Raw genomic sequence first — 26,903 nt, forward strand, 5'->3', positions numbered from 1 at the left:
CGTCCCAACCACCACCCTCGACCCACCACCACAAAACCAAGCCACCCAAAAACAACCTGTTGACAACTCAGAACCTGTGGAATTCGGCAGCGCAACACACCAACGGCGACCCGAACCGTGACAATTTTCTGAAATCCCCACAATTTGGACGAAAGTCCAGTAGAACTAGTTACAGTTTTGCTCAAACCGTCACGCACCCCGCTGAATGGAGTTCTACATGGCCCGCCGCTCACTTCGCCACGCAGTAGCAACCACTACATCCCTCGTTCTCCTCGCCGCCGGCGTCACTGTTGGACTTGGAGCCTCGGTGGCGCAAGCAGCACCGGCATGCGCGCTCAACCAGTCGGTCACCGACAGTTGGGCCGGTTCCCTCGGGACGCCGTACACCGTCAGCAAGGAGGTTGTCGGCGATGGCAAGGTCGCCGCGGGTCAGACGGTCACCTACATCACCAAGGTTTCCGGTTCCGGAGCCCTCGTCAATCAGATCCGCGATTTCCACCCGGCAGGATTCCAGCTGGTCAAGGCTCGCCTGAACGTCAAATGGCTTATCGGCGACCAGAAGTGGGACGACGTCACCAAGACCGTCGTTGTCGGCAACAACTCCGTGGTGGCAAAGGGCGGCGGATGGACCACTGCGGGCGGCGGCGTCATCGCTTTGGAAACCACCTACAAAGTTCCCGATAACGCAGTTGTAGGCACGCAGCTCGACAGCGGCGCCGGCACCAACATTGTGCTGGCGGCGGGCGACTGGAACATCAATCCGATGGGCGTCTGCGTCACCATCCGGCAGCCGAACCCCGTAGAGGCGGGCGCCGGAAGCCTCGAGGACATGGGCTTCGGCTCACTCAACTCCGGATCAGGCCAGGTATTCGGCTCCCTGACCGACCCGCAGGGGTCGATGACCAATGTCATCAGCGGTGTCTTGGGCAATGTGCTCGGCAACATGAGCTGACTCAGTTCAGATTAGTAAATCGGCCGAGCTACCAGCAGATGCTGGTAGCTCGGCCCATTTCTACTTTGCCGAACAAAGCTTTGCCGTCAACCGAGTTCAAGAAATCATCAGCAAATCACCGCATCAGCTTTCCGCCGTACCGGGCCGGCGTCGTACCGAAGGTTTCCCGAAATGCGGCGATGAACCCACTGCTGGTGCGGTAACCAACCTGCGGGGCAACGTCATTGACACCCTCACCCCGCGCGAGCATCTCGAGTGATGCGTACATGCGTGCTCGAGTTCTCCACTGCCCGAAGGTAATCCCGGTATCGGCGACAAAGGCTCGCATCAAGGTCTTGGAACTGACCCCGAGTTCGCCCGCCCACTCCCCCAGCGTCCGTGAGTCTGCCGGATCGGCAAGGATGCAGGCAGAAACCGAACTCGCCGCAGCATTGCGAGGAACCGCGAGGACGTCGTGCCGTTCGGGCGCGGCAGCAAGAATGTCGTAGAGCAACTCCTGACTCATCAACCGCCGAGCATCGTCGATGGTCCGGTCGGCGAGATGGCGCAGCAATTGAGCGGACAGAGCATCGACTTCGAGAACAAGTGGCTGAGTCCACCGCGGCCCGGCAGGGCGTAGATCCGGACGCGCATAGGCCGCAATCATGCACCCCTCCGTCAGAAGTGTCATGTCGTGGAGAACGGTGCCCGGCAACCAGACCAAGTGCTCGCTGTGCAGGTGCCACACATTGCCTCCGGCAGCGATCTGCATCATCCCTTCACTCATCCAGGCGATCTGATGCTCGGGGTGTCGATGAGCTCCGTACGCAGTCACTCCGTCGACGACGTTGGTGTAGACCTGAAAATCTTTGAATGTCCGTCCGCGACTATCGGGCAGCGCTAGCAAGGACTTTGGGCGAGTCGAGTACTCGATAGTGGACATTTTGCGTCTCTCTGGGCGTATCCGAGTCCATCCTGAAGGATGGACCGACGATCCCGCAAAGGTTAGCCTCACTTTATTGCTGACGCGACCAGTTCAGCACTTCACGCGGAACTCAGATCACTTCGCCCACCACTTCGAAGGAGCATGCACGTGCCCTCACGTAGCACCCGAATCCTCGCCGCCTTATTCACGACGGCCGCGATCATCGGGTTCTCGACCGCCTGTGGAACCTCGCAAGGCGTCGACACCGCATCAGCGACCCAGAGCAACGACGCATTCCCCGTGACGATCGAGCACGCACAGGGGTCGACGACAATCGATGCCGAACCGCAGCGGGTAGTGACACTCGGATACACCGATCACGAACCACTGCTCGCCTTGGGAGTCGAACCCGTAGGCATGGCCGAATGGTGGGGGTCCGGCATGGATGAAAGCTGGCCGTGGACGAAGAATTACTGGAAGGGGAAAACTCCGACCTACATCAACAGCGGCGGAGACTTCAACTTCGAGCAAATCGCCTCCCTCGCACCAGATCTGATCCTAGCGCTGTACGCCGACATCGACACGGAGACCTACAAGAAGCTGACCTCGATTGCGCCGACTGTCGCGCAGAGCAAGGACTACGACGCATACACAACGCCGTGGACCGACATGACACTCACCGCCGGGCGCGCCCTCGGCAAAGAACCACAAGCTCAGCAACTGATCGCGGATACCGAAAACGCGTTTGCCACCGCTCGCGCTGCACACCCGGAGTTTTCCGGGCAAACCGCAACGATCGTCAACCTCGACACTCCCGAGGGATACGTGTTCTCGTCGCACGACCCACGCGGCATCTTCCTCTCGTCACTCGGATTCACCCTCCCCCCGACGGTCGACGCATTCGTCGGCGACCAGTTCGGCGACTGGCTGCCGAACGAGCGATACGACATCCTCGAACCCGTTGATCGTTTGATCGTGATGGCCGATCCGGAGGGAGAGAAGGCCCTCCCCGGCAACACTCTCTACCAGCGGCTACCCGCTGTGAAAAACGGAAATGCGATAGTCGTGCGATACACCGCAGATCCACCCGTCGGCGCGGCGATGTCCGGCAATACCGTCCTGAGCATTCCGTACGCCATCGACCAACTGACCGCCACATTGTCGAAGTAACCAACAATTCCAGGTATCGAAAATATGTTCGAATGATGCTAGCCTCAAACCCAGGAAGCACTCACGGACATCGAGGATCACCATGGACGAGGTACCGGAGACAGCGCTAGATCTTGCACGACTCGATCTGGCTCGGCTGGTCGACGAGTTGACGGTTCTCGACCAGCGACGCGTCGACATCGGCGAGAGCTTGGTTCAACTCGAGTACCTCTACGCCAGGATGGGCGCACGGCAACAAGCAGATGCTGCTCGAAAAGCCTTCCAGGAGAAGTACGTCGGACGAATCTACGAACTCGCAGACGGTCTGCGCACCTGAAAAGAGGTTGCACACAACCACTGACGGAGCGCATGGTCATTCCTGCACGACACACCGGACCGATCGGTTCGGCTGTGAACTATGTGGGAGAAATCTGATGGAGAAGATCACCAAGAGGCTGTGGAACTGGGCATCGATACTCGACGAGAACACTCGCGAGCAAGCGCTGCGTACGTCCCAGATGCCTTTTGTCCGTCCACATCTGGCACTTATGCCGGATGCGCACCTCGGTGCGGGAGCGACGGTGGGTTCGGTCATTCCGACGGAAGGCGCAATCATGCCCGCCGCCGTCGGAGTCGATATCGGCTGCGGAATGATCGCGGTCAAAACCCAGTTCAGTGCACGCGACCTTCAAGGCCGCGACCTGAGCGTTCTTCGCCACAGCATCGAACGCTCCGTTCCGCTCTCGGCGGGTGTCTACAACAAGACGCTGAGCGACACGGCGCAAATCCGCATCGCAGAACTCGAGGCAATGGCGGGCGATCGCCTGGCCTTCTACGACAAGTTCAAGAACAACTGGAGGTTTCAGCTCGGAACGCTGGGTTCTGGCAACCACTTCATCGAGGTGACGCTCGACGAGAGCGACGGCGTCTGGCTGTTCCTGCACTCGGGCAGTCGCGGTATCGGAAACAAGCTCGCACAGCATCACATCAAGATCGCCAAGGACTTGTGCGAGCGGTGGTACATCAACCTTCCCGATCCGGATCTGGCCTACCTGGTCGAGAAGACGCCCGAATTCGACTCGTACATCACCGATCTCAACTGGGCTCAGCACTTCGCTCTGCTCAACCGCGAAGAGATGATGGACCGCGTGGTGAAGGACTTCGCGCACTTCATGGGTGACGGCAAGCCCGCGATCATCGACGAGGTCGAGCGGATCAACTGCCACCACAACTTCACCCAGAAGGAGTTCCATATGGGCCGGGGTGTGTGGCTGAGCCGTAAGGGTGCGATCAAGGCAGACGAGGGCACGCCCGGGCTCATCCCCGGTTCGATGGGGACGGCGAGTTACGTCGTCGTCGGGAAGGGAAACGTGCCGTCGTTCAAGTCCAGCCCCCACGGCGCGGGTCGGGTGTACGGACGTAACCAGGCACGCAAGACCTTTACGATCGAAGATCTCGACAAAGCGATGGTCGGCATCGAATACGAGCGTTCCGCGGCGTTCCTCGACGAGATCCCGGGTGCGTACAAGGACATCGACGTCGTGATGGACGACGCGAAGGACTTGGTCGAGATTCGACACACGCTGCGTCAGATCGTGAATGTCAAGGGCAACTGACCCCGCGCAACTCCGCGAAATGCGAAGTGCCCCGCCGATATCGGCGGGGCACTTCGTTGTCAAGATCAGTCAGGAAGGCGCAGATCCGGCTTGTCCAGCTCTTCGATGTTGACGTCCTTGAACGTCACGACGCGTACGTACTTCACGAATCGCGCCGGGCGGTACATGTCCCACACCCAGGCGTCGGACATCCGCAGTTCGAAGTAGATCTCCCCGTCTGAATTGTGGGGCAGCAACTCGACCGTGTTGGCCAGGTAGAAACGTCGTTCGGTCTCCACGACGTAGGAGAACTGTCCGACGATGTCCCGGTATTCACGGTAGAGCGACAGCTCCATCTCGGTTTCGTACTTCTCGAGATCCTCGGCACTCATCGGTTTAGCCAGTCCTCCCAGTTCGTCTGAACGTCCATCATCCCGTACGGCCCGCGCGTTGTTCCAACCGGACTCCCGCAGCCACCACGTTTGCGTACGTCATGCGATGCTCGGGGCACGGCCCCAGCTCGTCGAGAGCGTCCATGTGCAGTGGCGTGCTGTATCCCTTGTGAATCGCGAAGCCGTATCCGGGATGAGTGTCGTCCATCTCGGTCATCACACGATCTCGGGTCACCTTCGCGAGAACGCTCGCCGCGGCGATACATGCAGCGGCGCCGTCACCGCCGATGACCGGCAGCGACGGAGCCGTCAAACCCGGAACCCGGAACCCGTCGGTGAGGACATAGCCCGGTTCGAGGTCGAGGCCCGCAACTGCTCGTCGCATCCCCTCGATGTTGGCAACGTGGATACCGATCTGATCGACTTCCGCAGCGGGTACCGAAATAACACTCCACGCCAACGCCAAGCGCTTGATCGCCGGGAAAAGCTCCTCGCGCGCACGTTCGGTCAGCTTCTTCGAATCGTCGAGCCGCGCCAGTGCCGCTTGCGGTTTCGGCGCCAGGACACACGCTGCAATGACGAGTGGACCAGCGCACGCTCCGCGCCCGGCTTCGTCGACGCCGGCGACCGGACCGAGTCCGGTTCGCGCCAACGCAGACTCCATCGTCCGCAGACCTGCCGATCTGCGAATGACGACGCGAGGGGGCCAACTACTCACTGTCTCTGCCTACTCGGAACTACGCGAATCCATGTGTGCGGTACGACAACTCAATTGCCCTGAATATCAGGCGCATCGATGCCGCCCATTCGCGACGGGGGAAGGACGATGAATCGAGCTTGACCGATGATGTTGTCGATCGGGACTGTTCCCTGGAACTCGTCGTCCACGTGGTAGCGCGAGTCGGCGGAATTGCTGCGGTTGTCACCCATGACCCACACGTGGCCCTCGGGAACGGTGATCGGTCCGAAGCAGCGGCCCGACTTCAATTCGGTGTCACACGTTTGTGTTCCCGGAGTGAACGGGAAATCCATCTTGATGTACGGCTCGTCGAGCGGCTTGCCGTCGACCAGGACTCGGCCCTGATCGTCACAGCATTCGACGGTCTGGCCGCCGGTAGCGATCACTCGCTTGACCAAGTCGTTCTCGTCCGGCGGAACGAGGCCGACCCACGAACCGACCTCTTGAATGCCGCGAACGACAACGTTGTCGGACCGATTGGACACATATTTCGTGTTCCACGAATCGGGTCCCTTGAAGACGACGACGTCGCCGGGTTCCGGATCGCCGAAGCGGTATCCGATCTTCTCCACCACGATGCGGTCACCGGTACATCCTGCACAGCCGTGCAGTGTCGGTTCCATCGACTCGGATGGGATGAGAAAAACTCTGAAGACAAATGCCTGAAGGACGATGCTGAGTACCAGCGCTACGCCGATCAGAACAGGGAGTTCTCGCAGGAACGATCGCTGTTTCTTCTGCGGCCGATGTGAGGTCGGTTCCGCGGAACCGCTTGATCCCTCGTGATTCTCGGGTCCGGACGACAATGCCTGCTCCTTCGAAGAATCTGCCACAGAAACCAGATTAGCCCGACACCGCGCGTACGCGGTGCCGGGCTCATCGGAAAGATCAGCGCTTTTCCTTGATCTTCGCCTTCTTGCCACGAAGCTCACGGAGGTAGTACAGCTTGGCGCGACGGACGTCACCGCGGGTCAGAACCTCGATGGAGGCCAGCGTGGGGCTGTGAACCGGGAAGGTGCGCTCGACGCCGACGCCGAAGGAGACCTTACGGACGGTGAAGGTCTCGCGAACGCCGCCGCCCTGGCGACGAATAACGACGCCCTTGAAGACCTGCACGCGCTCCTTGGAGCCTTCGATAACCTTGACGTTCACGTTGAGCGTGTCGCCGGGACGGAACTCGGGGATGTCGTCGCGGAGCGACTTTTTGTCCAGGAAGTCCAGGGTGTTCATATGTCATCCTTGTATTTCGCAGGAGCAGAGGAACCGAGCGGCACGCGTTTCGGTCTCCCGAAACGGCGCTCGTCTGGTTCGTGCCCAGATCAAGTGCTGCTGCCTGGTCCAGGCAACCCGTCCATTGTGCCAGACGCGGATACCAGCGGGGAAATCGGTGGCGGCGGAGCCGCGTGAATGGTGTGGTCCAATTCCTGCTCGGCCGCCGTCATCGCATGCTCGACGCTCGGCGATCCGGCAATCAGATCCTGGACGTAGATCTTGGCCCTGATGACCGGTCGCCGCCACTTCCGCTCACGCTCGAGCGCGCGGTTCATCCGTTTCGGCTTACGCGTGTACCGCCAGCGAGCCCACGGTGCACCCGGCCGGCTCAAGCGAACCGCTCCGATTACCAGCAGCGGAAAGACGAACAGGCCGACGAGCCCCGTCCATATCTTCCCCTTGAGAATCACGATTGCCGCCAAGGCGAAGTTGATCAACGCGACAAAAACGAAGACCAATTTGATCCACGGATCCCGTTCTTCACGGAATCCGGCGACGTCGAGCAATTCGAGCGGGCGGAAACCCAACAGCACCAGACCGGTCACGGCGATTGCGACGAAAACCGCATCCACCGAGGTCCGACCTTGCTCGGACCAGTACACATCCTTCAGATAGAAGATCAGTGCGAACTCGTCGAGCACCAATGCCGCACCCATACCGAAGATCGCCGCCAGGACGGCACCGGTGGTCTGCGAACCATCGACGTAGACCGCGATCAGCGCACCACCGGAGATCATCATGGCGATCACACCGAACACGACGTGATGCACGTGCTGACCTCCGGGCGCGATGTTGCCCGGCCACCATTTCACCTGCGCACGGATCATCCGGACGCTGAGACGGATGAAGAGGAAGGCAGAGAGGAATCCGAGCAGGAAGAACAGCAATGGCAATCGGCCATGGGCGATGATCTCGCGCTCGAGCCACTCCCGCATCACTGTCCTCCCTTCACCGAATTTCAGATCCGATCATTCTTTCGATTGATACCGCCAACCGACTCGAATGAGACGATACGGACTCCGAAAACCCGGCGGACGGAATTACTTGCCGAAGCCCGCCTTGCGCAGAGCCTCAGCCATCGACCCGGCAGCAGGCGCGCGGTTGTCCGGACGCGACTCGCGTCCACCCTGACGTCCGCCACTACCTCGTTGCTGCCCCTGACGCTGACCCTGTGGCTGGCCCTGACGCTGTGGTTGCCCACCTCGCGGGCCTTCGGACTTGCGGGGTGCGCCCACCTCGTCGTCGAGACGAAGCGTCAGCCCGATGCGTTGGCGTGCCTCGTCCACTTCGAGGACCTTCACCTTGACGACGTCACCTGACTTGACGACCTCGCGTGGGTCCTTGACGAAGTTGTGTGACATCGCCGAGACGTGAACCAGACCGTCCTGATGAACTCCGATGTCGACGAAGGCACCGAAGGCTGCGACGTTGGTGACCACACCTTCGAGAGTCATACCGGGCTTGAGATGCGCGACTTTCTCGATGCCTGCGGCAAAGGTCGCGGTCTTGAATTCGGGTCGTGGATCTCGTCCCGGCTTCTCCAACTCGGAGATGATGTCGGTGACGGTCGGTAGACCGAATCGCTCGTCGACGTAGTCGGACGCCTTGACCGATCGAAGTGCCTGCGAGTTTCCGATCACGGTGCGCACGTCCCCGCCGGCACTGGCAACGATCTTGCGAACCACCGGATATGCCTCCGGGTGGACGCTCGACGCGTCGAGAGGGTCGTCGCCGTCGGTGATCCGCAAGAAGCCTGCGCACTGCTCGAAAGCCTTGGGTCCCAGTCGGGAGACGTCCTTGAGTCCCTTGCGGGACTTGAACGGACCGTTCTGGTCCCGATGGGCGACGATGCTCTCCGCTAGGGAACCTGCGATTCCGGACACCCGAGCGAGAAGTGGCACGGACGCGGTGTTGACGTCGACGCCGACCGAGTTGACGGCATCCTCGACGACGGCGTCGAGCGAACGTGAGAGCAGCGATTCAGTGATGTCGTGCTGGTACTGACCGACACCGATGGACTTGGGATCGATCTTGACCAACTCCGCCAACGGATCCTGCAGGCGACGCGCAATGGACACCGCACCGCGAATCGAGACGTCGAGGTCGGGAAGTTCCTGCGACGCGTAGGCCGAAGCCGAGTACACCGATGCGCCTGCCTCGGAGACGACGATCTTGGTCAGGTTGGGCGCGCCGGTCTTCTTGATCAGTTCGGTAGCGAGCGTGTCGGTCTCGCGTGAGGCCGTGCCGTTGCCGATGGCGATCAGTTCGACGCCGTGCTTGGCGACCAGCCCGGCAAGCGTCGCAAGCGCCGCGTCCCACTTGTTCTGCGGCTGGTGCGGGTAAATCGTCTCGTATGCAACAACTTTGCCGGTTCCGTCGACGACGGCAACCTTAGTTCCGGTGCGAAATCCGGGGTCGAGTCCCATGGTGGGTCGGGCGCCGGCGGGAGCCGCGAGGAGTAGATCCTTGAGGTTGGTGGCGAAGACGTCGACGGCGTCCTTTTCGGCCGACTGCCGCAGACGCATTCGAGTGTCGATACCGAGCGTGACGGCGAACTTCGTCTTCCACGCCCACTTGACGGTGTCGAGAAGCCACCCGTCGGCGGCCCGACCACGGTCGGCGATCTCGAACCGCGACGCGATGCGGCCTTCGTAGACCGTGCGCTCCCCCGGCGCGAGTTCTTCGGTGTCGGCCGCCATGTTGAGCGACAGCACTTCTTCCTTCTCTCCGCGCAGGACGGCGAGGATGCGGTGCGAGGGCAATTTGGAGAACGGTTCCGAGAACTCGAAGTAGTCAGCAAACTTCGAGCCATCGGTTTCCTTGCCCTTGCGGACCGATGAGACGACCTGGCCGCGACTCCACATAAGCTCGCGCAATTCACCGACCAGATCGGCGTCCTCGGCGAAGCGCTCCACGAGGATCGACCGGGCACCGTCGAGTTGCTCGTCCGAATACTGCGCGGGATCGGTGGTGGGATCTCCGATGAGAGCGTCCGCGACAGGCTCGTGGCCGGCCTCGCGGGCGATCTGCGCCTTGGTGCGCCGCTTCGGTTTGAAGGGGAGGTAGATGTCCTCCAGCCGCGCTTTTGTCTCGGCCAGCATGATCTGACCGCGCAGTTGATCGTCGAGTTTGCCCTGAGAGTCGATCTCCGTGAGCACGGCGTCACGACGGTCGTCGAGCTCGCGGAGATACCGCAGCCGCTCGTCCAGAAGTCGCAACTGGGCGTCGTCGAGCGTGCCGGTGACTTCCTTGCGGTACCGGGCGATGAAGGGCACCGTGGCTCCGCCGTCGAGAAGGTCGACTGCTGCTGCAACCTGGCCTTCGCGGACGTCGAGTTCCTCGGCAATGCGCTGGTTCACGGTCTTGAGAATCACGAGATCCGACCCTACCGCTATCCTGAGACAAGAAGATCGGCAACAGTGCCGTGTCAGGGCTACCGGGGGAAACAGATGAGTACGCGGTACGTCCGGATTGCCGCAATGGCGGCCGCAGTTACTTTTGCGGCTTCGTGCAGCGGTGGACAGAACCCGGATGATTCGATGCAGACCCCCGCCTTCCCCGACACCAATGTTCCGGTCGCGGAGACTCTCGACGGCCGACTGGCTCAAGCTCAGGTGGCGGCGCTCGGGCGTGGTGCGGACGTATCCATCGCCGTCCTCGATCGATCCTCGGACAAGTACCTCGATGTTGCCGGCGACCAGCAAATCGAAACTGCCTCGGTGGCAAAACTTTTCATCGCCGAGGATCTCCTCCATCAGGACGCTCGCGGCGAGCGGCCCATCACGGACGACGATCGCACCCTCATGGCGGCAATGCTCGAATCCTCCGACGACACCGCAGCCAACCTGCTGTGGGACGAGGTCGGCGGTCAGGAGGTGATCACCCGGGTTGCCGAGCGTTACGCACTGACCGCGACGACGCCGCCGTGGGACGGAATGTGGTGGAACACCGAGACCACGACGCACGACCTGGTCACTTTCTACAACGGCGTCCTCGACGACTCCGACCAGCTCGGACCTGAGCGGGTCGAGCAATTCGTCGAGTACCTGCGGCAATCCACTCCCGAAGGAACCGACGGCTACGACCAGAGGTTCGGATTGCCCGAGGCCTTGTTCGGCGAGTCGGTCATCGGAGTCAAGCAAGGCTGGATGTGCTGTGTCGAGGACAAGTGGATCCATCTGTCCACCGGCATCGTCGGTGACGACAACCGATACATCATCGCAATCGGTTCGCGAGAAGACGTCCAGTACACGGACGAGGACAGCTTCTATCCCGACACCTCGTTCACCGACGCCGTCGACGACGAAAGCGCACTGCACGCACGTGACACGGTCACCGGCGTCACACAGATTCTCTTCCCGAGCGGAAGCATCGACGACTGGGCGGCGGCATCCACGACCGCGGATTCGGTGATGCCCGAAGCTTCCGGGCCCTGATTCGATCCACGCGGTCGTGTTAGTCCTCAAGCCTGCTTGTACTCGAGGACGGAACCGATGACCCGTTCCTGTTGTTCGGACGTGAGCATGGGCCACAGCGGCAGTCGAAGGATCGACGCGGAGAACTCGGCGCTACGCACACACGGCTCCGGCGTTCGTCCGTAGCGCACACCGGCCGCACTCGTATCGAGCGGAATGTAGTGGAACGGCGCCACGATTCCGTCGGCGGCAAGATGCCGAATCAAACCGTCGCGGCTCTCTTCGGTAGGCATCTTGAGATAGAACAGGTGCGCGGTGTGCTCGCGATCATCAGGAACCGCCATGGGAACGACACCGTTCTCGGACGCCCACTCGCCCAGACTCACGCTGTAGGCATCCCAGACGCGATGCCTGGCCGCCTGAATCGCGTCGAACTCCGAGAGTTGTGCGTCGAGGACAGCGGCATTGAGTTCACTGGGCAGATAACTCGACCCGATGTCCTGCCACGAATACTTGTCGACCTGGCCGCGCAGGAAACGCGCACGGTCGGTCCCCTTCTCACGGATGATTTCGGCGCGGGTCATCAACTGATCGTCCGAGAGCAACAGCGCGCCACCCTCGCCGCAGTGAACGTTCTTGGTGTCGTGAAAACTCTGCGTACCGATAGTTCCGATGGTGCCGAGCGCCCGCCCGCGCCACTTTCCGCCGAGCCCGTGAGCGTTGTCTTCGATCAACGCGACGCCGTGGAGTTCCGCGAGGTCGACGAGAGGTTCCATGTCGGCGGCGACTCCGCCGTAATGCATGACCAGTACAGCTTTCGTGCGTTCCGTGATCGCCGCTGCGACGCAGTCGGGATCGATATTGCCGGTACTCGGATCGATGTCGACGAAAACAACAGTGGCACCGCGCAACGCGACGGCGGTTGCCGCCGAACTGAACGCGAAGCTCGGAACTATTACCTCGTCGCCCGGGCCCAATTCGAGCAGCAGCGCACCCAATTCGAGTGCGTGCGTGCACGAGGTGGTCAGCAGAGCATGCGTGGATCCGGTGATCGCCTTGAGCGCTGCAGTCGCGGACTTGGTGAAACGTCCGTCACCGTGAATGTGATCGGACTCCAGAACCGTTGCCAGATTCGACAATTCATTCGATGCCCGATAGGGGCGGGAGAAGATGATGCGATCAGTGCTCACGACTACGCCGATCGATCGAGGTTCCGGGCCGCGGGGAATCGACTGTCAGATACAGCGGCTTTCCGACAAGGACGTGCAGTGCCACGCCAAGGTATTCGGCGATGAGACCGAGCGAGAACAGGATCGCACCCGAACAGACCAGCAGCGCCATGATGATCGACGCCCATCCTTCCGGGTCGTTGTTGTCACCGGTCATGGCTTGGACGAAGATCACCGCAGCCATGATCACACCGGCCGACGCCAGGGTGACCCCGAGCAGACTCACCAGCCGCAGACCGCGGGTTCCGCTACACAACACCATCTTCCAGAACAACGAGAACAAACGGCGATAGTTGTACCCCGATTCCTCGCGGCCTTCCGCTCGAAGTGTCACCGGCGCAGTGGCGGTATTGCCGACGACCCACGTCAGCGCGACGTCCAGATACACGCCGTTGGCGGCGACGCCGGCCAACTGTCGGCCGATGTCACCTCGGATCAGGCGGTAACTTTCGAATCTCGTCGAATCAGGGAACGCGAATACCGTCGCCAAGACGATCTTTGCACCGCGCGAGGTCAGGTTCCGCAAGAATCCATGCGGGCGGGTGTTCGTGGGTTTGGAATACACGAGATCGGATCGCTCCGTCAGCGCGGTGTCGAGGAAAGCCCCGATGTGCACCGGGTCGTGCTGGCCGTCTTCGTCCATCGTCACGATCCACTGGCCACGTGCAACGGCCATACCGGCGATAGTCGCCGCGTCCTGGCCGTAGTTGCGACTGAGCCACACGACACGCACCTGATCGAAACGGCGCTCCAACTCGAGTAACACGACGTCGGAACGGTCCGGACCGTTGTCGTGAACCAGCACGATCTCGTCGACGGTGAATTGCGCTCCACCGGGCGTCGAACTCGGTGCGCACAGGCCGTCCAACTCCTCGACGAGCGCCGTGATCGTCTTTTCGCCCTGATAAACGGGCACTACGACGGAAATCGAGTGCACTCGCTTCCACTCCCTTCAGGGGGCTCGACTGGCGCCGAGAGACAGGCACGATCGGGCCCACACCGTCGCGAACTTTAACACGCAGAGATGTCCGGACTTCGGATGCCGACGGCGCGTGATGCGCTCGCGTCTCCGCGCGCCCCACCTGCCCTGTTAAGGTCTGGAACTCGTGGTGGAAACTCGCACTCTCGCCCGGGCAGACGTGTACAAGTGGGGCGCCGTCACGGCGGTCGGTGTCATCGCCGGCTACCTGGCCGTGGTGCTCGCGAACGCTCGTCACTTCTACACCGACGACACCGAGTCCCAGTACGCGCCGCTGTCGGTCATGCTCGGCCGTAGCCTGCGAGAAGGACACCTGCCGGTACTCGTCCCCGAGAACTGGATGGCGGGCAACTACGCGATCGAGGAAGCGGGCCTTCTCAATCCGCCACAACTTCTGATCGACCTGATCGCACCGTCCTTCGACAACCTGGCGCTGTACGCGACGATCGTGAAATTGATCTTCGCGATCATCCTTGCGCTGGGCGTCTATCGGATCTGCCTGGAGTACGGCTCGAAGCCCACGTGGGCTGCGGTCGCCGGAGTCTCGATTCCGTTCACCGGTTTCCTCCTGTTCTTCGACTCGGCCAGTTGGATGACAGCCTTCACCGGCACTGCCTGGATGGTTCAGGCGTGGGCCTCGGCAATCCGCTACGCCAGAGGCAAGAGCGGTCCGATCCCGACCTTCGTGTTCTTGTATCTCGCGATGTCGGTCCAATATGTTTTCCCCGCAGTCGAATCCGGCTTGATGATCGTCGCAGTCGCGATCGGCGAAGTTGTCTATCAGCGGCGTTGGCTGCCGTCGCTGCGGCTTCTGGCGGTGTCCGCCTCTGCCGCCCTCGCCGGTCTCGCGACGTATCTGCCGAGCCTGCTCACCGCCGACGTCACCTGGCGCGGTGCATCCGAAGTCAAGAACGACGCATTCCTTGCCGTTCCCTGGTCGGAATCGCTGAACGCGAGCCTGCCGAGCACGATGCCCGCATTCTCCTCGTGGTGGGGATACATCCAGACCATGCCCATGGTCTACGTCGCGTGGTTCCTCATTCCGGCTCCGGCGTTCATCGACTGGGGCAAGGCACGCGCCGCGGCACGCGAATTGACCGCCGTCGGGATCTTCACGGTCGCCGTCCTCATGTGGACTGCCGGGCCGAGCACAATCGGCCCACTGCGGTGGCCCGCGCGCGTGCTTCCGATGGTGGCCATCGGACTCCTGCTTCTGGTGTGCATCCTGCTCGGGCGTTACGCCACGACCGACAAGTTGCGCGGACGCTGCGTTGCAGCGGGAATCCTCGTGGGCCTGCTTTTGATCAGGTCCGCCTCGGCAGCTCCCGGGCTCGCGAAATGGCATGTGATCTCAGCCCTGGTCGTTGCCGCACTCGGCGCTGCGATGGTGTGGCTGGGCCGCACCAAGGGCACCGCGCTCGCATGCCTGTTGGCAATCGCCGCGGTCTCCCCCATCGCCTACGCCCAGGTTCGGGCCGCGCAACCAACCCCAATGAGCTGGGACCTGCCCGAATCCCGCTCGGAGATGAAAGAGGCCTTCCCCGACTTCGAAGGCACGACACTGCAACTGGGCGACCGTGCACTCATCGCACCCGGGGACAAAACCCTCGACGGAGCGTACGGTTCCCTGGCTTTCGGCAACTACCCCAAAGACCTCGAACTGACCTACACCAGCGGCTACACCCCCAACGGGCACTTCTACTTCGGTGATCTGCTCTGCATGCGCTGGGACATGAGCGTCTGCCCCGACGCCTTCCGACGGGCATTCACCGTCGAACCCACCACCGGCCGCACCATCGTCGACCTGATGAAGGTGGACCGCGTCGTACTGCAGAACGCCCTCTACCCCGATGCACGTAAGAGCCAGGCCCCCGACGGGTGGACCTGGGTGGACTACCCCGGTCACGAGAACTACATCTCCGTGCTCGAACGCGTCGACGGCCCCGTCTCGACACGAAACGGTCGCATCGCCGATACCCGTGGCGTCGAAGCTGTTTCGACCGCGGAATCGAACATGTCGAGCACCCTTCGTGTCAGTTCGGAGACCGGCGGCAAGGTTGTGTTCGCACGGCTCGGCTGGCCCGGGTATCGAGCTAGCCTCGACGGCCAGCCTGTCCCGATCGACGTCGTCGCGAAGTCCTTTGTCACCGTGGACATCCCAGCCGGGACGAAGGACGCTGAACTTGTCCTCACGTGGCGACCCCCGGGATGGAAGGTCGGCGGCGCTTCGATGGTCGCCGGAATCCTCGGCCTCGGCGTGCTCGAGTGGATGTATCTGCGGACACGACGCAAGGACCGGATCAACACCGTGAAAACCGAGTCTTCATGACCGAAGACATCGCATCACCCGAGAACCCCGGCCCACTGCTGCGGGTGGTCAAGCATCAACCCATCGCGTTTGCCATTGTCGGAGTGGCCAATACGGCGATCGGATACGGGCTCTTCGTGATCTGGTCACTGATCCTCGACAACAAGGATCTGTATCAAGTGGCCGTGATCGGTGCGTACTCCATCAGCGTGCTCATCGCTTTCGTTCTGCATCGGACGTTGGTTTTCCGCGTCCGCGGACATGTGGCACGCGACCTGGGCGCGTTCATCGTCGTCAATTCCGGTGGCCTCGTGCTGAATCTGATACTCGGAACAATCGCGGTGTCGATTCTGCATGCCCCGCCGCTTCCCGCCCAGGCGGTTGTCATGTTGATCGTTGCCGGGGTGAGTTTCTTCGGTCATCGATACTTCTCGTTCCGCCGCAAACCTGCCGAGCGGCACTGACCCTTCTACGATTCGCGGGGTAGCGCTCGATCCACCGCGGCCTCGACGATCGTACGAATATCTTCCTCCCCGAACAGGTTCGGCAATGTCAGTCGATCCAGTACGAGCCAGTTCAGCGACAAATAGAGCAGGCGAACGGTCATCGCATCACCCGGCACGCCCGACGCCAGATGATTGGCTACGTTCAGATCGAAGTCTTCTCGGATGCGGACGGTCAGGACCGCTCGCAGGTCCGGACGACGTATCGCCTCCAGCCGCAACTCCATGAGCGCGAGGAAACCCGTTCCAAACGAGGTGACCCGCTCGACCACGTCGAGCATGAGCGTCACCAGTCGCTCACGATCGGTGCCGTTGACGGGATCGATCAATCCCTCGAGGTCGTCCGGAATCAGTCGCTCGTAGATCCGGCCACCGGCCTGCGTGAGTAGGTCGTCGCGATTGGAGAAGTAGTTCGACGCTGTCCCGTTCGGCACGGCTGCCTGGGTGTCGACGGCTCGAAAAGTCAAGCCTCGAGCACCCTCTCGGGCCAACACCTCGATTGCCGCGTCGATCAGGGCAAGCCGTCGTTCCGGGTTCTTTCGCACTTGACATCACTCCTGACACGACCCTAAGTTAAACCACTACAAACATAGTACTACGAACGGAGCGTTTGATGCGAAAGCTTGTGTACTACGTGGGAGCTTCCCTCGACGGCTACATCGCGGGACCAGACGGCGAATTCGATTTCTTCCCGGTTTCCGAACAGATCACGGCCTGGATATGCGATCGATATCCCGAGACCGTGCCAACGCATGTACGGCCCGCTCTCGGAATCGAGGACGCACCCAACAGAACCTTCGACACGGTCGTCATGGGCCGCGGCTCTTACGAGCCCGGGCTGAGCCTCGGCGTGACCAGCCCTTTTGCGCACCTGCGCCAGTTCGTCGTCTCCAGCACCCTCCCTGACGCCGAGGATCCCGCGGTCACCATCGTTCGCACCGATCCACGTGCGGTCGTCAGATCCCTCAAAGAGGAAGAAGGACAAGATATCTGGCTGTGCGGCGGCGGAACTCTCGCCGGCGAACTACTACCGGAGATCGACGAGTTGATCGTCAAAAGGTATCCGGTTGTCGCCGGCGCGGGCATACCGCTGATCAGAGGTAACTTCGAGCCGACACTGTTCACACCGACTGCAACCGAATCGCTCGACGACGGCGCAAGCATCACCTGGTTGAAGAGAAATACCTAAGGAAGTAGATCCGGTCGACGCTCGGCCGTGCGCTGCAGCGACTGCTCATGGCGCCAGGCTTTGATCTTCGCGTGATCTCCGGAAAGCAGAACAGGCGGAACCTCGAGATCACGCCACACGGCGGGGCGAGTGTAACTGGGCCCTTCGAGGAGCCCGTCGGAGAACGAATCCTCTTGGTGTGAGAGCTGATTGCCGAGAACGCCGGGCATCAGTCGCACAACAGCCTCGACCATCACCAGCACGGCTGCTTCACCGCCGATCAGAACGTAATCGCCGATACTGACTTCTTCGACGCGAACCCGCTTGGCGGCGTCGTCGAAGACGCGTTGATCGATACCTTCGTATCGGCCGCAGGCGAAGACAAGGTGCTTGGCGGTGGCCCAGCGATGTGCGGTCGCCTGAGTGAACGGGACGCCGGCGGGAGTCGGCACCACCAGGATCGTCTCGGCATCATCCGGGCCGGAAGAATCGGAGCGACCGATCACGTCGTCCAGCGCCGGACCCCAGACGGTGGGTTTCATGACCATGCCGGGCCCGCCGCCGTACGGGGAATCGTCGACCGCTTTGTGTACGTCATGGGTCCACGACCGAAGATCGTGGACGTCGACCGAGATCAAGCCACGTTCGATTGCCTTGCCCAGCAAGGCAGCACGAAGCGGTTCGAGATACTCGGGAAAGATGGTGACGACGTCGAGACGCATGACAAACGATCAGTCGTTGTCTGAGTTCGAATTGTCGCTGTTCGACTTGTCGCCGAAGTCCGGGTCGAGCAGTCCCTCGGGAGGCTCGATCACCACGACGCCGTCGGCAATCGACACCGAGGTGACGATGGCGGCGACAAACGGGATCAGCAATTCACCGGACGTCTCACCGGTACGGCGAATCGAAAGCAATTCGCCTGCGGCGGAATGCAATACCTCGATGACCGAACCGACCTCGGTACCGTCCGTGAGGACGACCTTCAGTCCTTCGAGTTCGTGATCGTAGAACTCGTCCGGATCATCCGAAGGCTCGAGTTCGGAACTGTCGATGACAAACAGTGTGCCGCGCAACGCATCTGCGTCGCCACGGTCACTGACGCCTTCGAGGCGCAGCAGAAGCCGCCCGGAATGATCCCGGGCGGCTTCCACTGTGTACGACTTCAGTGTGGACTCGCGCGGCTTGCGCCCACGCAGCACAGAACCTACGGCAAAACGATCTTCGGGCTCGTCTGTACGAACCTCGACTACCAATTCACCTTTGATGCCATGCGACTTCGCGACACGACCGACTACGAGTTCCACCTGTTTACTGCCGTCTACTGATCGGTGTCGACGACATCAACACGGATACCGCGGCCACCGATGCCGGAGACCAAGGTCCGCAGAGCGGTCGCCGTGCGACCACCCCGACCGATGACCTTGCCGAGATCGTCGGGGTGCACGTGCACCTCGACGGTCCGTCCCCGACGTCCGGTGATCAGCTCGACACGCACATCGTCGGGATTGGCGACGATGCCACGCACGAGATGCTCTACCGCATCAGCGACGACGGCACTCACTTGTCAGCAGCCTCGGCGTCTGCAGCGGGAGCCTCGGCGTCAGCCGCGGTGTCTTCTGCCTTGGCCTCGTCAGCCTTTGCAGCCTTCTTCTTCTTGGGGGTGATTGCTTCTGCGACCGGCTCGTTCTCGGCCTGCGCGAGTGCAGCCTGGAAGAGCTCGAGCTTGGTGGGCTTGGCTTCCTTGACGCGCAGGGTGCCTTCGGTGCCCGGCAGGCCCTTGAACTTCTGCCAGTCACCGGTGATCTTGAGGAGTGCCTCGACGGGCTCGGTGGGCTGTGCGCCCACGGACAGCCAGTACTGAGCGCGCTCGGAATCGATGTCGATCAGCGAGGGCTCTTCCTTGGGGTGGTACTTGCCGATGGTCTCGATCGCACGGCCGTCACGACGGGTGCGCGAGTCGGCGATGACAACGCGGTACTGAGCGTTGCGGATCTTGCCGAGGCGGGTGAGCTTGATTTTGACAGCCACAGCTGCAGTTCTCCTTCAGCGCGCACAACAGTGCTGCGCATGTCACGTGCAATTCAGCGACCCACACGATTTGTGAGCCCGGTTTTGCCTCTATCCTGTGACCGTCGCAGCGGTACGTAACCGGTTGCGACGAACAATGGTCCATTGTGCCAGATGGGTGGGCTCGTTCGGAAACCACCCTGTGCGCGCTTCGAGAGTGCAGGGACTCCCTAACCACTCACGGGGGTGCCGCGGAGGATCACACGCATCGGCTTCGCGAGCACATCGGGGTTTCCGCGCGGATCTTCGGAATAAACCACCAGGTCGGCGGGCGCTCCCTCTTCGATGCCCTGGGCACCCAACCAACTCCGCGCATCCCAGCTGGCTGCGCCCAACGCCTGGTGAGCTGTCAATCCGGCAACTTCGAGTTCGGCGATCTCGTCGGCGATCCGCCCGTGCCTGATCGAACCGCCGGCATCCGTTCCGGCATAGATCGGAATCCCGGCCTCGTGAGCGGCACCGATTGTCTGGTGCCGACGAGCGTGCAAATCGCGCATGTGCGCCGCGTAGATCGGATACCGCGTGGCGGAGTCCGCGATCTCGGGGAAAGTAGCGATGTTGATCAGCGTCGGAACCAGGGCCGTGCCGTGCGCGACCATCGACTCGATGGTCGCGTCCGTCAATCCGGTGCCGTGCTCGATGCAGTCGATACCGGCGTTGATCAGGCCGGGCAAAGCGTCTTCGGCAAAAACGTGAGCGGTGACCTTTGCGCCTTCGGCGTGGGCGGCAGCGATGGCCTCGACCAGGATCTCGTCGCTCCACAAGGGAGCCAGATCGCCGACGGAACGATCGATCCAGTCGCCGACGAGCTTGACCCAGCCGTCACCAGCGCGTGCCTGACGCACTACCTCGGCCGGCAACTGAGATTCGTCGTCCAGGTCGACCGGCAAGCCCGGGATGTACCGCTTGGGTGCCGCGATGTGCTGACCTGCGCGAATGATTCGCGGCAAATCGAGGCGCTCGTCGATGAACCTGGTGTCGACCGGTGATCCGGCGTCGCGGAGCAACAGCACGCCCGCGTCACGTTCGGTCTTCGCCTGCTCCAGCAAGCCGTCGACGGTTTCGCCCCCGCCACCGCCGTAGCGGATACCGACGTGACAATGCGCATCCACGAGACCCGGTGTGATCCAACCCGATTCGACGATCGTCTCCGCACCGGACACCGGCTCGAAGGAAATCAGCCCGTCGACGATCCACAATTCGATCGGCTCGGCATCGGGCAGACCGATACCCCGCAGATGAAGCGCAGCCACCGACTACTTCTTGGGCAGCTTGAGCTGGGAAAGATCGATGCCTTCCAGTCCGGGCGGCAACTGATCGAGACCCTTGGGCATGTTCGACAGGTCGGGCATACCGGCCGGCATTCCGCCAGGCATACCCGGGAATCCGCCCATACCGGGGAATCCTCCGCGCATCTTGGGCTGCGTCGGGCCCTTGCCGCCCTTCTTGCCCTTCTTGCCCTTCTTGCTGCGAACCTGCTTACGTGCGCCGGGCATGCCCATACGGCCGGCCATGGCAGCCATCATCTTGCGGGCTTCGAAGAAGCGATCCACCAACTGGTTGACGTCGGAAACCTTGACGCCCGAACCGTTCGCGATGCGCAGTCGGCGTGAGGCGTTGATGATCTTCGGATCGTCGCGCTCGGCCGGCGTCATACCGCGGATGATGGCCTGAATGCGATCGAGTTGCTTCTCGTCGACGTTGGCCAGCGCGTCCTTCATGCCGCCGGCACCCGGCAGCATGCCGAGGAGGTTGCCGATCGGGCCCATCTTGCGGACGGCCATCATCTGATCGAGGAAGTCTTCGAGTGTGAGCTGACCGGAACCGATCTTCGCTGCGGTCGCTTCGGCCTGATCGGCGTCGAAAACCTGCTCGGCCTGCTCGATGAGGCTCAGGACATCGCCCATACCGAGGATCCGGCTGGCCATGCGATCGGGGTGGAAGACGTCGAAGTCTTCGAGCTTCTCGCCGGTGGACGCGAAAAGGATCGGCTGGCCGGTGACCTCGCGGACGCTCAGTGCGGCGCCACCGCGGGCGTCGCCGTCGAGCTTGGTGAGGACGACACCGGTGATGCCGACTCCCTCACGGAACGCGTCGGCGGTACTGACCGCGTCCTGACCGATCATGGCGTCGAGGACGAAGATGGTCTCGTCCGGGTTGACGGCGTCACGGATACCGGCGGCCTGAGCCATCAGCTCCGAGTCGATACCGAGGCGACCGGCGGTGTCGACGATCACGACGTCGTAGTGCTTGTTGCGGGCTTCCTCGACGCCGGCGCGGGCGACCTCGACGGGGTCGGCTGCGGAAACGCCGAGGGCGTTCTCGCCACCGCCGATGGAGGTACCGGGGTGCGGCGCGAAGACTGCCGCGCCCGCACGCTCACCGACGATCTGAAGCTGAGTGACGGCGCCGGGACGCTGAAGGTCGCAGGCAACGAGGAGGGGCGTGTGCCCCTGGTCCTTGAGCCACTTGGCCAACTTTCCGGCCAGCGTGGTCTTACCGGAACCCTGCAGACCGGCCAACATGATGACCGTCGGCGGAGTCTTGGCGAACTGGAGTCGACGAGTTTCGCCGCCGAGAACCTCGACCAGCTCTTCGTTGACGATCTTGACGACCTGCTGAGCCGGGTTCAGTGCACCCGAGACCTCGGCGCCCTTGGCGCGTTCCTTGATCTTGGCGATGAAGCTGCGCACTACGGGAAGCGCGACGTCGGCCTCGAGCAGGGCAAGGCGGATCTCGCGGGCCGTAGCGTCGATGTCGGCGCCGGACAGACGACCCTTGCCACGCAGATCCTTGAGAGATCCGGTCAATCTGTCGGAAAGGGATTCGAACACCGAGTGCGCTCCTGAAGGTCGTGCGAGTTAGCCGTGGATATTCTCGGGCACCAGCCTAGCCGCTACGCCCGCACCGATCCCAGCCGATGCGGGCGTAACTGCCGAAACCGGTCCGTCAATCCTCTTTCTTCTTCGGTTGTGGCACCGGAACCACCGCCAGCACCGCCTCCTCGACGCGCTCTCGCGCCGCGCGGGTATCGGCCTCACCGAAGTCGAGGCAGAACGCGTCGACCACCGAGGAACCCAACGTGGCGACCTTCGCCCACCGGATGTCGGCACCACTGTGTTCGAGTGCTGCGGCCAGTCGGCAAAGCAGGCCGACGCGGTCTTCGGTACGCAATTCGAGGATCGCGTGACCGTCACCGGGCGCGTCGAACCAGATGACCCGCGGCGGCGCCTGCGAATAGAGCACCGGAACCGCCGAATCCTTGTTTGTCTGGATCGGGTCGTCCCACTGCTCTGCCCGTGCCTCCTCGTCCTTGGCGTCGAGAAGTTCGAGCAGATTCAGTTCACCGGCCGAAGCGCGGATCAATTCCTGCCTGAGCAGCACCGCCTGCGGCGGTGTGCCGAACCTCGGTGTGACGACAAACGAATTGACCGCCGAACCCGCATGCGACCCCAGCGAAGCGGAATGCACCCGCAACGACTGCAGCGCCAGAACTCCGGCAGCCCGAGACAGCAACCCGGGCGCGTCGGGCGCGATGACGGTCACGACGTAGGTGTGCGGATTCTCGGCCGGTACGAGCGAGACGTGAACCCCGCCATCCTCGGCAATGGCCAACTGCTCGGGAGCGAGTGGATCGGGTTGTGGGAGTTCCTCCCCCGCCATCAACAAACGGCAACGACGCACGAGCTCACCGATCAGAGACGACTTCCAGTCGCCCCAGACGCCAGGCCCGGTGGCCAGCGAATCCGCCTCCGCCAACGAATGCAGGAGATCGAGAAGCGTCCCGTCCCCTTCGAGTGCGTCGACCACTCGCTGAACCGTTGCCGGATCGTCGAGGTCGCGACGGGTCGCGGTTTCCGGCAGCAGCAAGTGATAGCGCACCATCGCCGTCAACGTCGCGACGTCGGAAGGCCAGAGCCCCAAGCGATTTCCGATCGCGGTGGCCAATTCGGCACCGACGACGCTGTGGTCTCCCCCTCGCCCCTTCCCGATGTCGTGGATCAACGCACCGAGCATGAGCAGATCCGGCCTAGCGACGCGAGTGGTGAATCCGCTTGCATACGCGGCGGTTTCGACCAGGTGGCGATCCACCGTCCACGTATGGACGGCGTCGCGCGGCGGAAGATCGCGAATGGTCCCCCACTCCGGCAGGAGTCGACCCCAGAGCCCGGTCCTGTCCATCGCCTCGATCACCGGAACGGCACGCGATCCCGAACCGAGCACGACCAAGAGATCGTTGACCGCATTTTTCGGCCACGGCTCACGCAGTTCCGGGGCGTTGTCGGCCAGGCGATTGAGCGTCGACGCGGAGATCGGCATGCCGTTGGTGGCCGCCGCTGCCGCGACCCGCATCACCAGACCGGGATCCTTCTTCGGCCTCGCATCGCGCGCCAGGACAACTTCGCCGGCATGCTCGACGACGCCCTCGTCCAGTGGTCGCCGCACCGGCGCGCGACGCAGCCGCGACAAACCACGCCGGGGCAAGGAGTTTCCGGCGGTACGGATACCGACGTCCACCGAATAGCTGATGGTGCGCGCCGATTCGCTGAGAAGGCGGGCCAGATCGAATCGATCACCGATCCGCAGCGCCGCACCGATTTCGTCGGCGTCCTGCGCTCGCAGTTGATCGCGGGCGCGACCGGCAACGCGGTGAAGTTCGGTGCGCACGTCGAGCAACCGCCTGTGCGCAAGTGCCAGACCGCCGCCGGGCGAGTTGGGCCCCAGCCCTGGCATCCCGTCGGTCAATTGCGCGATGGACAGGGCGTTGAGCAGTTGGACGTCACGCAGCCCGCCACGGCCGCTCTTGAGATCCGGTTCGGCGCGATGGGCGATCTCGCCGCTGCGCTCCCACCTCGTACGGGTCTGGGTGATCAATTCGTCGAATCGGCTGCGGATGTCCATGCGCCACTGTCGACGGACACCACTGATCAACAGGTTGCTCAGCTCCACGTCGCCGGCAATGTGGCGTGCTTCGAGCATTCCGAGTGCCGCCGTCATGTCGGTGGCCGCAACCTGAAGCGCCTGCGGAAGCGTCCGCACGCTGTGGTCGAGTTTGATGTGCGCGTCCCACAGCGGGTACCACAGGCTGTCCGCAACCTGGGCCACGACTGCCGGGTCCATGTCGTCGTGCAGCAGAATCAGATCGAGATCGGAATACGGCAACAGTTCGCGTCGGCCCAGACCACCCACGGCGACGATGGCAAACCCACAATCCGGTTTGATGCCCAGTTCGGTCCCCTTGGTGGTCAACCAGAATTCGTGCAGATCGACCAGTGCATGTCGCAGTGAGGGGGCGTCGAGCCTCCTGTTCTTGACGCCTCCGGTGAGTAGGGCCTTGCGTGCGCGGGCCAGGTCCGCAGCTTCGTCGGATCCCCCTGACGAGACCGGCCCTGGCCCCGTCGCTTTCGCGACGGAACCAGGGCCGAAGTTCTCGGACCCTTTCGGGTCAGAGTGCATCGCCACCGCGTTCCCCGGTGCGAACCCGGATGACCGACTCGACTGGCGAGACCCACACCTTGCCGTCACCGATCTTGCCGGTTCGAGCGGCCTCGACGATCACCTCGACCACCTTGTCCACGGCCGCGTCGTCGACGACGACCTCGACCCGGACCTTGGGTACGAAGTCCACGGAGTACTCCGCGCCTCGGTACACCTCGGTGTGGCCCTTCTGTCGGCCGTAGCCCTGAACTTCGCTGACTGTCATACCCAGCACTCCGGCCTGCTCGAGTCCGGTCTTGACGTCCTCGAGCGTGAACGGCTTGACGATTGCTGTGATCAGCTTCATGTGCTCATCCCTTTCCAAACTCTGAAGTGCCTGAATTCACTTTAATCACGTGCTGATCACGCGAGGTCGTATGCGGTCTCTGCGTGTTCAGTCTCATCGATGCCGCGTGCCTCGTCCTCGGCCGAGATTCGCCAGCCCAGGGGCTTGAGTGCGAAGCCGATGATCGTCGTCAGAACGCCGGTGAAGACGAGTGCTGCGAGTGCGATCACGATCTGAACCACCAGTTGCTTGTAGTCGCCGCCGTAGAAGAGGCCGGTTGCGGTGCCGAAGAATCCGATACCGATCGTGCCCCACAGGCCGGAGACAAGGTGCACGCCGACGACGTCGAGCGAGTCGTCGAAGCCGAAGCGGAACTTCAGGCCGACTGCGAGAGCGGACAGGATGCCGGCTACGGCGCCGAGGAAGATGGAACCGACCGGGTTGAGCGCACCGGCAGCAGGGGTGATGGCGACCAGACCGGCGACCGCACCGGAAGCTGCGCCGAGGCTGGTGGCGTGACCGTCACGAATACGCTCGGTGGCGAGCCAGGCCAGGACTGCGGCACACGTCGCGGTGGTCGTGTTGACCCAGGCGAGACCGGCGTTACCGTCGGCGGCGAATGCCGAGCCGGCGTTGAAGCCGAACCAACCGAACCAGAGAAGTGCTGCGCCGAGCATCACGAAGGGCAGGTTGTGCGGACGGAAGGCGGTCTTGCCGAAGCCGAGACGCTTGCCGACGATGAGGGCGAGGACCAGACCGGCCATACCCGCGTTGATGTGAACAACTGTGCCACCGGCGAAGTCGATCGGAGCGACGTTGGCGACGGTGACTCCGTCGTCGTTGACCGTGGTGCCGAAGAGCTTTGCCGCGATGCCGTCCTCGGAGCCCGAGAGGAGTCCGCCGCCCCAGACCATGTGTGCGAGGGGGAAGTAGACGACGGTGACCCAGATACCCGAGAACAGGAGCCAGGTGCCGAACTTGACCCGCTCGGCCAGGGCACCACTGATAAGGGCGGTGGTGATGATCGCGAATGTCACCTGGAACGCGATGTCGATGACGTTGGGGTAGCCCCACGCGCCGGCGATGAAGTTGCCGTCAGCATCGGTGATGCTGTTCTTGAGGCCGAAGAACTCGAACGGGTTGGCAAAAATGCCCCCGATGTTCTCGGTGCCGTAGGACATCGACCATCCCCACAGAACGTAGATGACGCCGATGACGGCCATGGCCCCGAAGGACATCATCATCATGTTCAGGACGGACTTGGACCGAGACATCCCGCCGTAGAAGAAAGCGAGGCCGGGTGTCATCAGCAAGACCAGAGATGCAGCCATCAGCATCCATGCGGCGTTACCGGAGTTCGCCAACAAATCGTCGGTACTCACTTACTACCTCCTAGTCGCACGTGCCGGGCAGCACGTCGTTAAGGAGAAGAGTGCTGGGCTGGTGTTTCGTCCATGGCGCTGTCGC

At 62.4% G+C, this 26,903-nt stretch carries 27 protein-coding genes; 8 read left to right on the plus strand and 19 right to left on the minus strand.

Going from position 1 to position 26,903, the window contains the following annotated elements; translation table 11 throughout:
- The first annotated feature begins 217 nt into the window (after positions 1-217).
- Positions 218-952 carry a hypothetical protein gene (locus tag QMA15_RS14370; RefSeq protein ID WP_084326627.1) on the plus strand — a complete coding sequence of 245 codons (735 nt, stop codon included), beginning with the start codon at positions 218-220 and terminating at the stop codon, positions 950-952.
- 115 nt (positions 953-1,067) lie between these two features.
- Here QMA15_RS14370 and QMA15_RS14375 read toward each other — a convergent pair whose 3' ends face one another.
- A complete protein-coding gene (locus QMA15_RS14375) occupies positions 1,068-1,874 on the minus strand; it encodes an AraC family transcriptional regulator (RefSeq protein ID WP_279163807.1) in 807 nt (268 codons plus the stop codon).
- Positions 1,875-2,018: 144 nt separating this feature from the next.
- Here QMA15_RS14375 and QMA15_RS14380 point away from each other — a divergent pair, with 144 nt between their 5' ends.
- From QMA15_RS14380 to QMA15_RS14390, 3 genes are all read left to right on the plus strand, one after another.
- Entirely contained in the window at positions 2,019-3,026 is a 1,008-nt protein-coding gene (locus tag QMA15_RS14380) for an iron-siderophore ABC transporter substrate-binding protein (RefSeq protein ID WP_232252705.1), read from the plus strand.
- 82 nt (positions 3,027-3,108) lie between these two features.
- Positions 3,109-3,342 (plus strand): hypothetical protein, encoded by a 234-nt coding sequence (locus QMA15_RS14385; protein WP_019747974.1) that lies wholly within the window; start codon positions 3,109-3,111, stop codon positions 3,340-3,342.
- 97 nt (positions 3,343-3,439) lie between these two features.
- Positions 3,440-4,621: an RtcB family protein gene (locus tag QMA15_RS14390; protein WP_279163808.1), complete on the plus strand. Its 1,182-nt coding sequence runs from the start codon at positions 3,440-3,442 to the stop codon at positions 4,619-4,621.
- A gap of 65 nt (positions 4,622-4,686) precedes the next feature.
- Here QMA15_RS14390 and QMA15_RS14395 read toward each other — a convergent pair whose 3' ends face one another.
- The 6 genes from QMA15_RS14395 to QMA15_RS14420 form a co-directional block, all read right to left on the minus strand.
- Complete coding sequence (locus QMA15_RS14395; RefSeq protein WP_003942715.1) at positions 4,687-4,992, minus strand: DUF2469 domain-containing protein; 306 nt, start codon at positions 4,990-4,992, stop codon at positions 4,687-4,689.
- Positions 4,993-5,029: 37 nt separating this feature from the next.
- Positions 5,030-5,710 (minus strand): ribonuclease HII, encoded by a 681-nt coding sequence (locus QMA15_RS14400; protein ID WP_024487346.1) that lies wholly within the window; start codon positions 5,708-5,710, stop codon positions 5,030-5,032.
- 50 nt (positions 5,711-5,760) lie between these two features.
- Entirely contained in the window at positions 5,761-6,564 is an 804-nt protein-coding gene (gene lepB / locus QMA15_RS14405) for a signal peptidase I (RefSeq protein ID WP_003942787.1), read from the minus strand.
- A gap of 55 nt (positions 6,565-6,619) precedes the next feature.
- Positions 6,620-6,961 (minus strand): 50S ribosomal protein L19, encoded by a 342-nt coding sequence (gene rplS / locus QMA15_RS14410; RefSeq protein ID WP_003942791.1) that lies wholly within the window; start codon positions 6,959-6,961, stop codon positions 6,620-6,622.
- An 89-nt stretch (positions 6,962-7,050) separates the two neighbouring features.
- Entirely contained in the window at positions 7,051-7,938 is an 888-nt protein-coding gene (locus tag QMA15_RS14415) for a hypothetical protein (RefSeq protein ID WP_003942742.1), read from the minus strand.
- Positions 7,939-8,043: 105 nt separating this feature from the next.
- Positions 8,044-10,377 carry a Tex family protein gene (locus QMA15_RS14420; protein ID WP_070796224.1) on the minus strand — a complete coding sequence of 778 codons (2,334 nt, stop codon included), beginning with the start codon at positions 10,375-10,377 and terminating at the stop codon, positions 8,044-8,046.
- Between the two features lie 75 nt (positions 10,378-10,452).
- Here QMA15_RS14420 and QMA15_RS14425 point away from each other — a divergent pair, with 75 nt between their 5' ends.
- The gene (locus QMA15_RS14425) at positions 10,453-11,439 is read left to right on the plus strand and encodes a serine hydrolase (RefSeq protein ID WP_029255127.1); all 987 of its coding nucleotides are present in this window, start codon (positions 10,453-10,455) and stop codon (positions 11,437-11,439) included.
- Positions 11,440-11,465: 26 nt separating this feature from the next.
- Here QMA15_RS14425 and rffA read toward each other — a convergent pair whose 3' ends face one another.
- Together rffA and QMA15_RS14435 are read right to left on the minus strand one after the other, a co-directional pair.
- On the minus strand, positions 11,466-12,608 hold the full coding sequence (gene rffA, locus QMA15_RS14430; protein WP_060938670.1) for a dTDP-4-amino-4,6-dideoxygalactose transaminase: 1,143 nt from the start codon (positions 12,606-12,608) through the stop codon (positions 11,466-11,468).
- Positions 12,598-13,584: a glycosyltransferase gene (locus QMA15_RS14435; RefSeq protein ID WP_019747967.1), complete on the minus strand. Its 987-nt coding sequence runs from the start codon at positions 13,582-13,584 to the stop codon at positions 12,598-12,600. The genes rffA and QMA15_RS14435 overlap by 11 nt, the downstream gene beginning before the upstream one ends.
- A 172-nt stretch (positions 13,585-13,756) precedes the next feature.
- Here QMA15_RS14435 and QMA15_RS14440 point away from each other — a divergent pair, with 172 nt between their 5' ends.
- A complete protein-coding gene (locus QMA15_RS14440) occupies positions 13,757-15,955 on the plus strand; it encodes a hypothetical protein (protein WP_279163809.1) in 2,199 nt (732 codons plus the stop codon).
- Complete coding sequence (locus QMA15_RS14445; RefSeq protein ID WP_020969332.1) at positions 15,952-16,398, plus strand: GtrA family protein; 447 nt, start codon at positions 15,952-15,954, stop codon at positions 16,396-16,398. The genes QMA15_RS14440 and QMA15_RS14445 overlap by 4 nt, the downstream gene beginning before the upstream one ends.
- Before the next feature lie 5 nt (positions 16,399-16,403).
- On the opposite strand, the gene QMA15_RS14450 is transcribed toward QMA15_RS14445, so the two are convergent.
- Positions 16,404-16,982, minus strand: a complete 579-nt coding sequence (locus tag QMA15_RS14450) for a TetR/AcrR family transcriptional regulator (protein WP_020969331.1) — start codon at positions 16,980-16,982, stop codon at positions 16,404-16,406.
- A 68-nt stretch (positions 16,983-17,050) separates the two neighbouring features.
- Here QMA15_RS14450 and QMA15_RS14455 point away from each other — a divergent pair, with 68 nt between their 5' ends.
- Positions 17,051-17,626: a dihydrofolate reductase family protein gene (locus QMA15_RS14455; protein ID WP_046378394.1), complete on the plus strand. Its 576-nt coding sequence runs from the start codon at positions 17,051-17,053 to the stop codon at positions 17,624-17,626.
- Here QMA15_RS14455 and trmD read toward each other — a convergent pair.
- The 9 genes from trmD to QMA15_RS14500 form a co-directional block, all read right to left on the minus strand.
- Complete coding sequence (gene trmD / locus QMA15_RS14460) at positions 17,623-18,327, minus strand: tRNA (guanosine(37)-N1)-methyltransferase TrmD (RefSeq protein WP_019747962.1); 705 nt, start codon at positions 18,325-18,327, stop codon at positions 17,623-17,625. The two genes, QMA15_RS14455 and trmD, sit on opposite strands and share 4 nt — an antisense overlap.
- Before the next feature lie 9 nt (positions 18,328-18,336).
- Positions 18,337-18,909, minus strand: a complete 573-nt coding sequence (gene rimM, locus QMA15_RS14465; RefSeq protein ID WP_021343908.1) for a ribosome maturation factor RimM — start codon at positions 18,907-18,909, stop codon at positions 18,337-18,339.
- Between the two features lie 14 nt (positions 18,910-18,923).
- The gene (locus QMA15_RS14470) at positions 18,924-19,166 is read right to left on the minus strand and encodes an RNA-binding protein (RefSeq protein ID WP_003939023.1); all 243 of its coding nucleotides are present in this window, start codon (positions 19,164-19,166) and stop codon (positions 18,924-18,926) included.
- On the minus strand, positions 19,163-19,633 hold the full coding sequence (gene rpsP, locus QMA15_RS14475; RefSeq protein ID WP_003942818.1) for a 30S ribosomal protein S16: 471 nt from the start codon (positions 19,631-19,633) through the stop codon (positions 19,163-19,165). Before rpsP ends, QMA15_RS14470 begins: the two co-directional genes overlap by 4 nt.
- Before the next feature lie 209 nt (positions 19,634-19,842).
- Entirely contained in the window at positions 19,843-20,925 is a 1,083-nt protein-coding gene (locus QMA15_RS14480; protein ID WP_060938667.1) for an amidohydrolase family protein, read from the minus strand.
- A gap of 3 nt (positions 20,926-20,928) precedes the next feature.
- Positions 20,929-22,506, minus strand: coding sequence for a signal recognition particle protein (ffh, locus tag QMA15_RS14485; RefSeq protein ID WP_003942713.1), 1,578 nt, complete (start codon positions 22,504-22,506; stop codon positions 20,929-20,931).
- 115 nt (positions 22,507-22,621) lie between these two features.
- Positions 22,622-25,129: a [protein-PII] uridylyltransferase gene (locus tag QMA15_RS14490; protein ID WP_069146078.1), complete on the minus strand. Its 2,508-nt coding sequence runs from the start codon at positions 25,127-25,129 to the stop codon at positions 22,622-22,624.
- Positions 25,119-25,457: a P-II family nitrogen regulator gene (locus QMA15_RS14495; RefSeq protein ID WP_003942772.1), complete on the minus strand. Its 339-nt coding sequence runs from the start codon at positions 25,455-25,457 to the stop codon at positions 25,119-25,121. Before QMA15_RS14495 ends, QMA15_RS14490 begins: the two co-directional genes overlap by 11 nt.
- Positions 25,458-25,513: 56 nt before the next feature.
- Positions 25,514-26,773, minus strand: coding sequence for an ammonium transporter (locus QMA15_RS14500; RefSeq protein ID WP_042450902.1), 1,260 nt, complete (start codon positions 26,771-26,773; stop codon positions 25,514-25,516).
- Positions 26,774-26,903: the final 130 nt, after the last annotated feature.

Source organism: Rhodococcus sp. APC 3903 (genome assembly GCF_030407755.1).
GTDB classification, from domain to species: Bacteria; Actinomycetota; Actinomycetes; order Mycobacteriales; family Mycobacteriaceae; genus Rhodococcus_F; species Rhodococcus_F erythropolis.

What these genes read in the sequence shown, in the direction of transcription:
- QMA15_RS14375 (WP_279163807.1), bottom strand. Translation starts at nt 1,874, where the DNA reads ATGTCCACTATCGAGTACTCGACTCGCCCAAAGTCCTTGCTAGCGCTG.
- QMA15_RS14445 (WP_020969332.1), top strand. Translation starts at nt 15,952, where the DNA reads ATGACCGAAGACATCGCATCACCCGAGAACCCCGGCCCACTGCTGCGG.
- rplS (WP_003942791.1), bottom strand. Translation starts at nt 6,961, where the DNA reads ATGAACACCCTGGACTTCCTGGACAAAAAGTCGCTCCGCGACGACATC.
- trmD (WP_019747962.1), bottom strand. Translation starts at nt 18,327, where the DNA reads ATGCGTCTCGACGTCGTCACCATCTTTCCCGAGTATCTCGAACCGCTT.
- QMA15_RS14395 (WP_003942715.1), bottom strand. Translation starts at nt 4,992, where the DNA reads ATGAGTGCCGAGGATCTCGAGAAGTACGAAACCGAGATGGAGCTGTCG.
- QMA15_RS14455 (WP_046378394.1), top strand. Translation starts at nt 17,051, where the DNA reads ATGCGAAAGCTTGTGTACTACGTGGGAGCTTCCCTCGACGGCTACATC.
- QMA15_RS14390 (WP_279163808.1), top strand. Translation starts at nt 3,440, where the DNA reads ATGGAGAAGATCACCAAGAGGCTGTGGAACTGGGCATCGATACTCGAC.
- QMA15_RS14385 (WP_019747974.1), top strand. Translation starts at nt 3,109, where the DNA reads ATGGACGAGGTACCGGAGACAGCGCTAGATCTTGCACGACTCGATCTG.
- QMA15_RS14370 (WP_084326627.1), top strand. Translation starts at nt 218, where the DNA reads ATGGCCCGCCGCTCACTTCGCCACGCAGTAGCAACCACTACATCCCTC.
- QMA15_RS14425 (WP_029255127.1), top strand. Translation starts at nt 10,453, where the DNA reads ATGAGTACGCGGTACGTCCGGATTGCCGCAATGGCGGCCGCAGTTACT.
- QMA15_RS14490 (WP_069146078.1), bottom strand. Translation starts at nt 25,129, where the DNA reads ATGCACTCTGACCCGAAAGGGTCCGAGAACTTCGGCCCTGGTTCCGTC.
- QMA15_RS14495 (WP_003942772.1), bottom strand. Translation starts at nt 25,457, where the DNA reads ATGAAGCTGATCACAGCAATCGTCAAGCCGTTCACGCTCGAGGACGTC.
- QMA15_RS14500 (WP_042450902.1), bottom strand. Translation starts at nt 26,773, where the DNA reads ATGCTGATGGCTGCATCTCTGGTCTTGCTGATGACACCCGGCCTCGCT.
- QMA15_RS14380 (WP_232252705.1), top strand. Translation starts at nt 2,019, where the DNA reads ATGCACGTGCCCTCACGTAGCACCCGAATCCTCGCCGCCTTATTCACG.
- QMA15_RS14415 (WP_003942742.1), bottom strand. Translation starts at nt 7,938, where the DNA reads ATGCGGGAGTGGCTCGAGCGCGAGATCATCGCCCATGGCCGATTGCCA.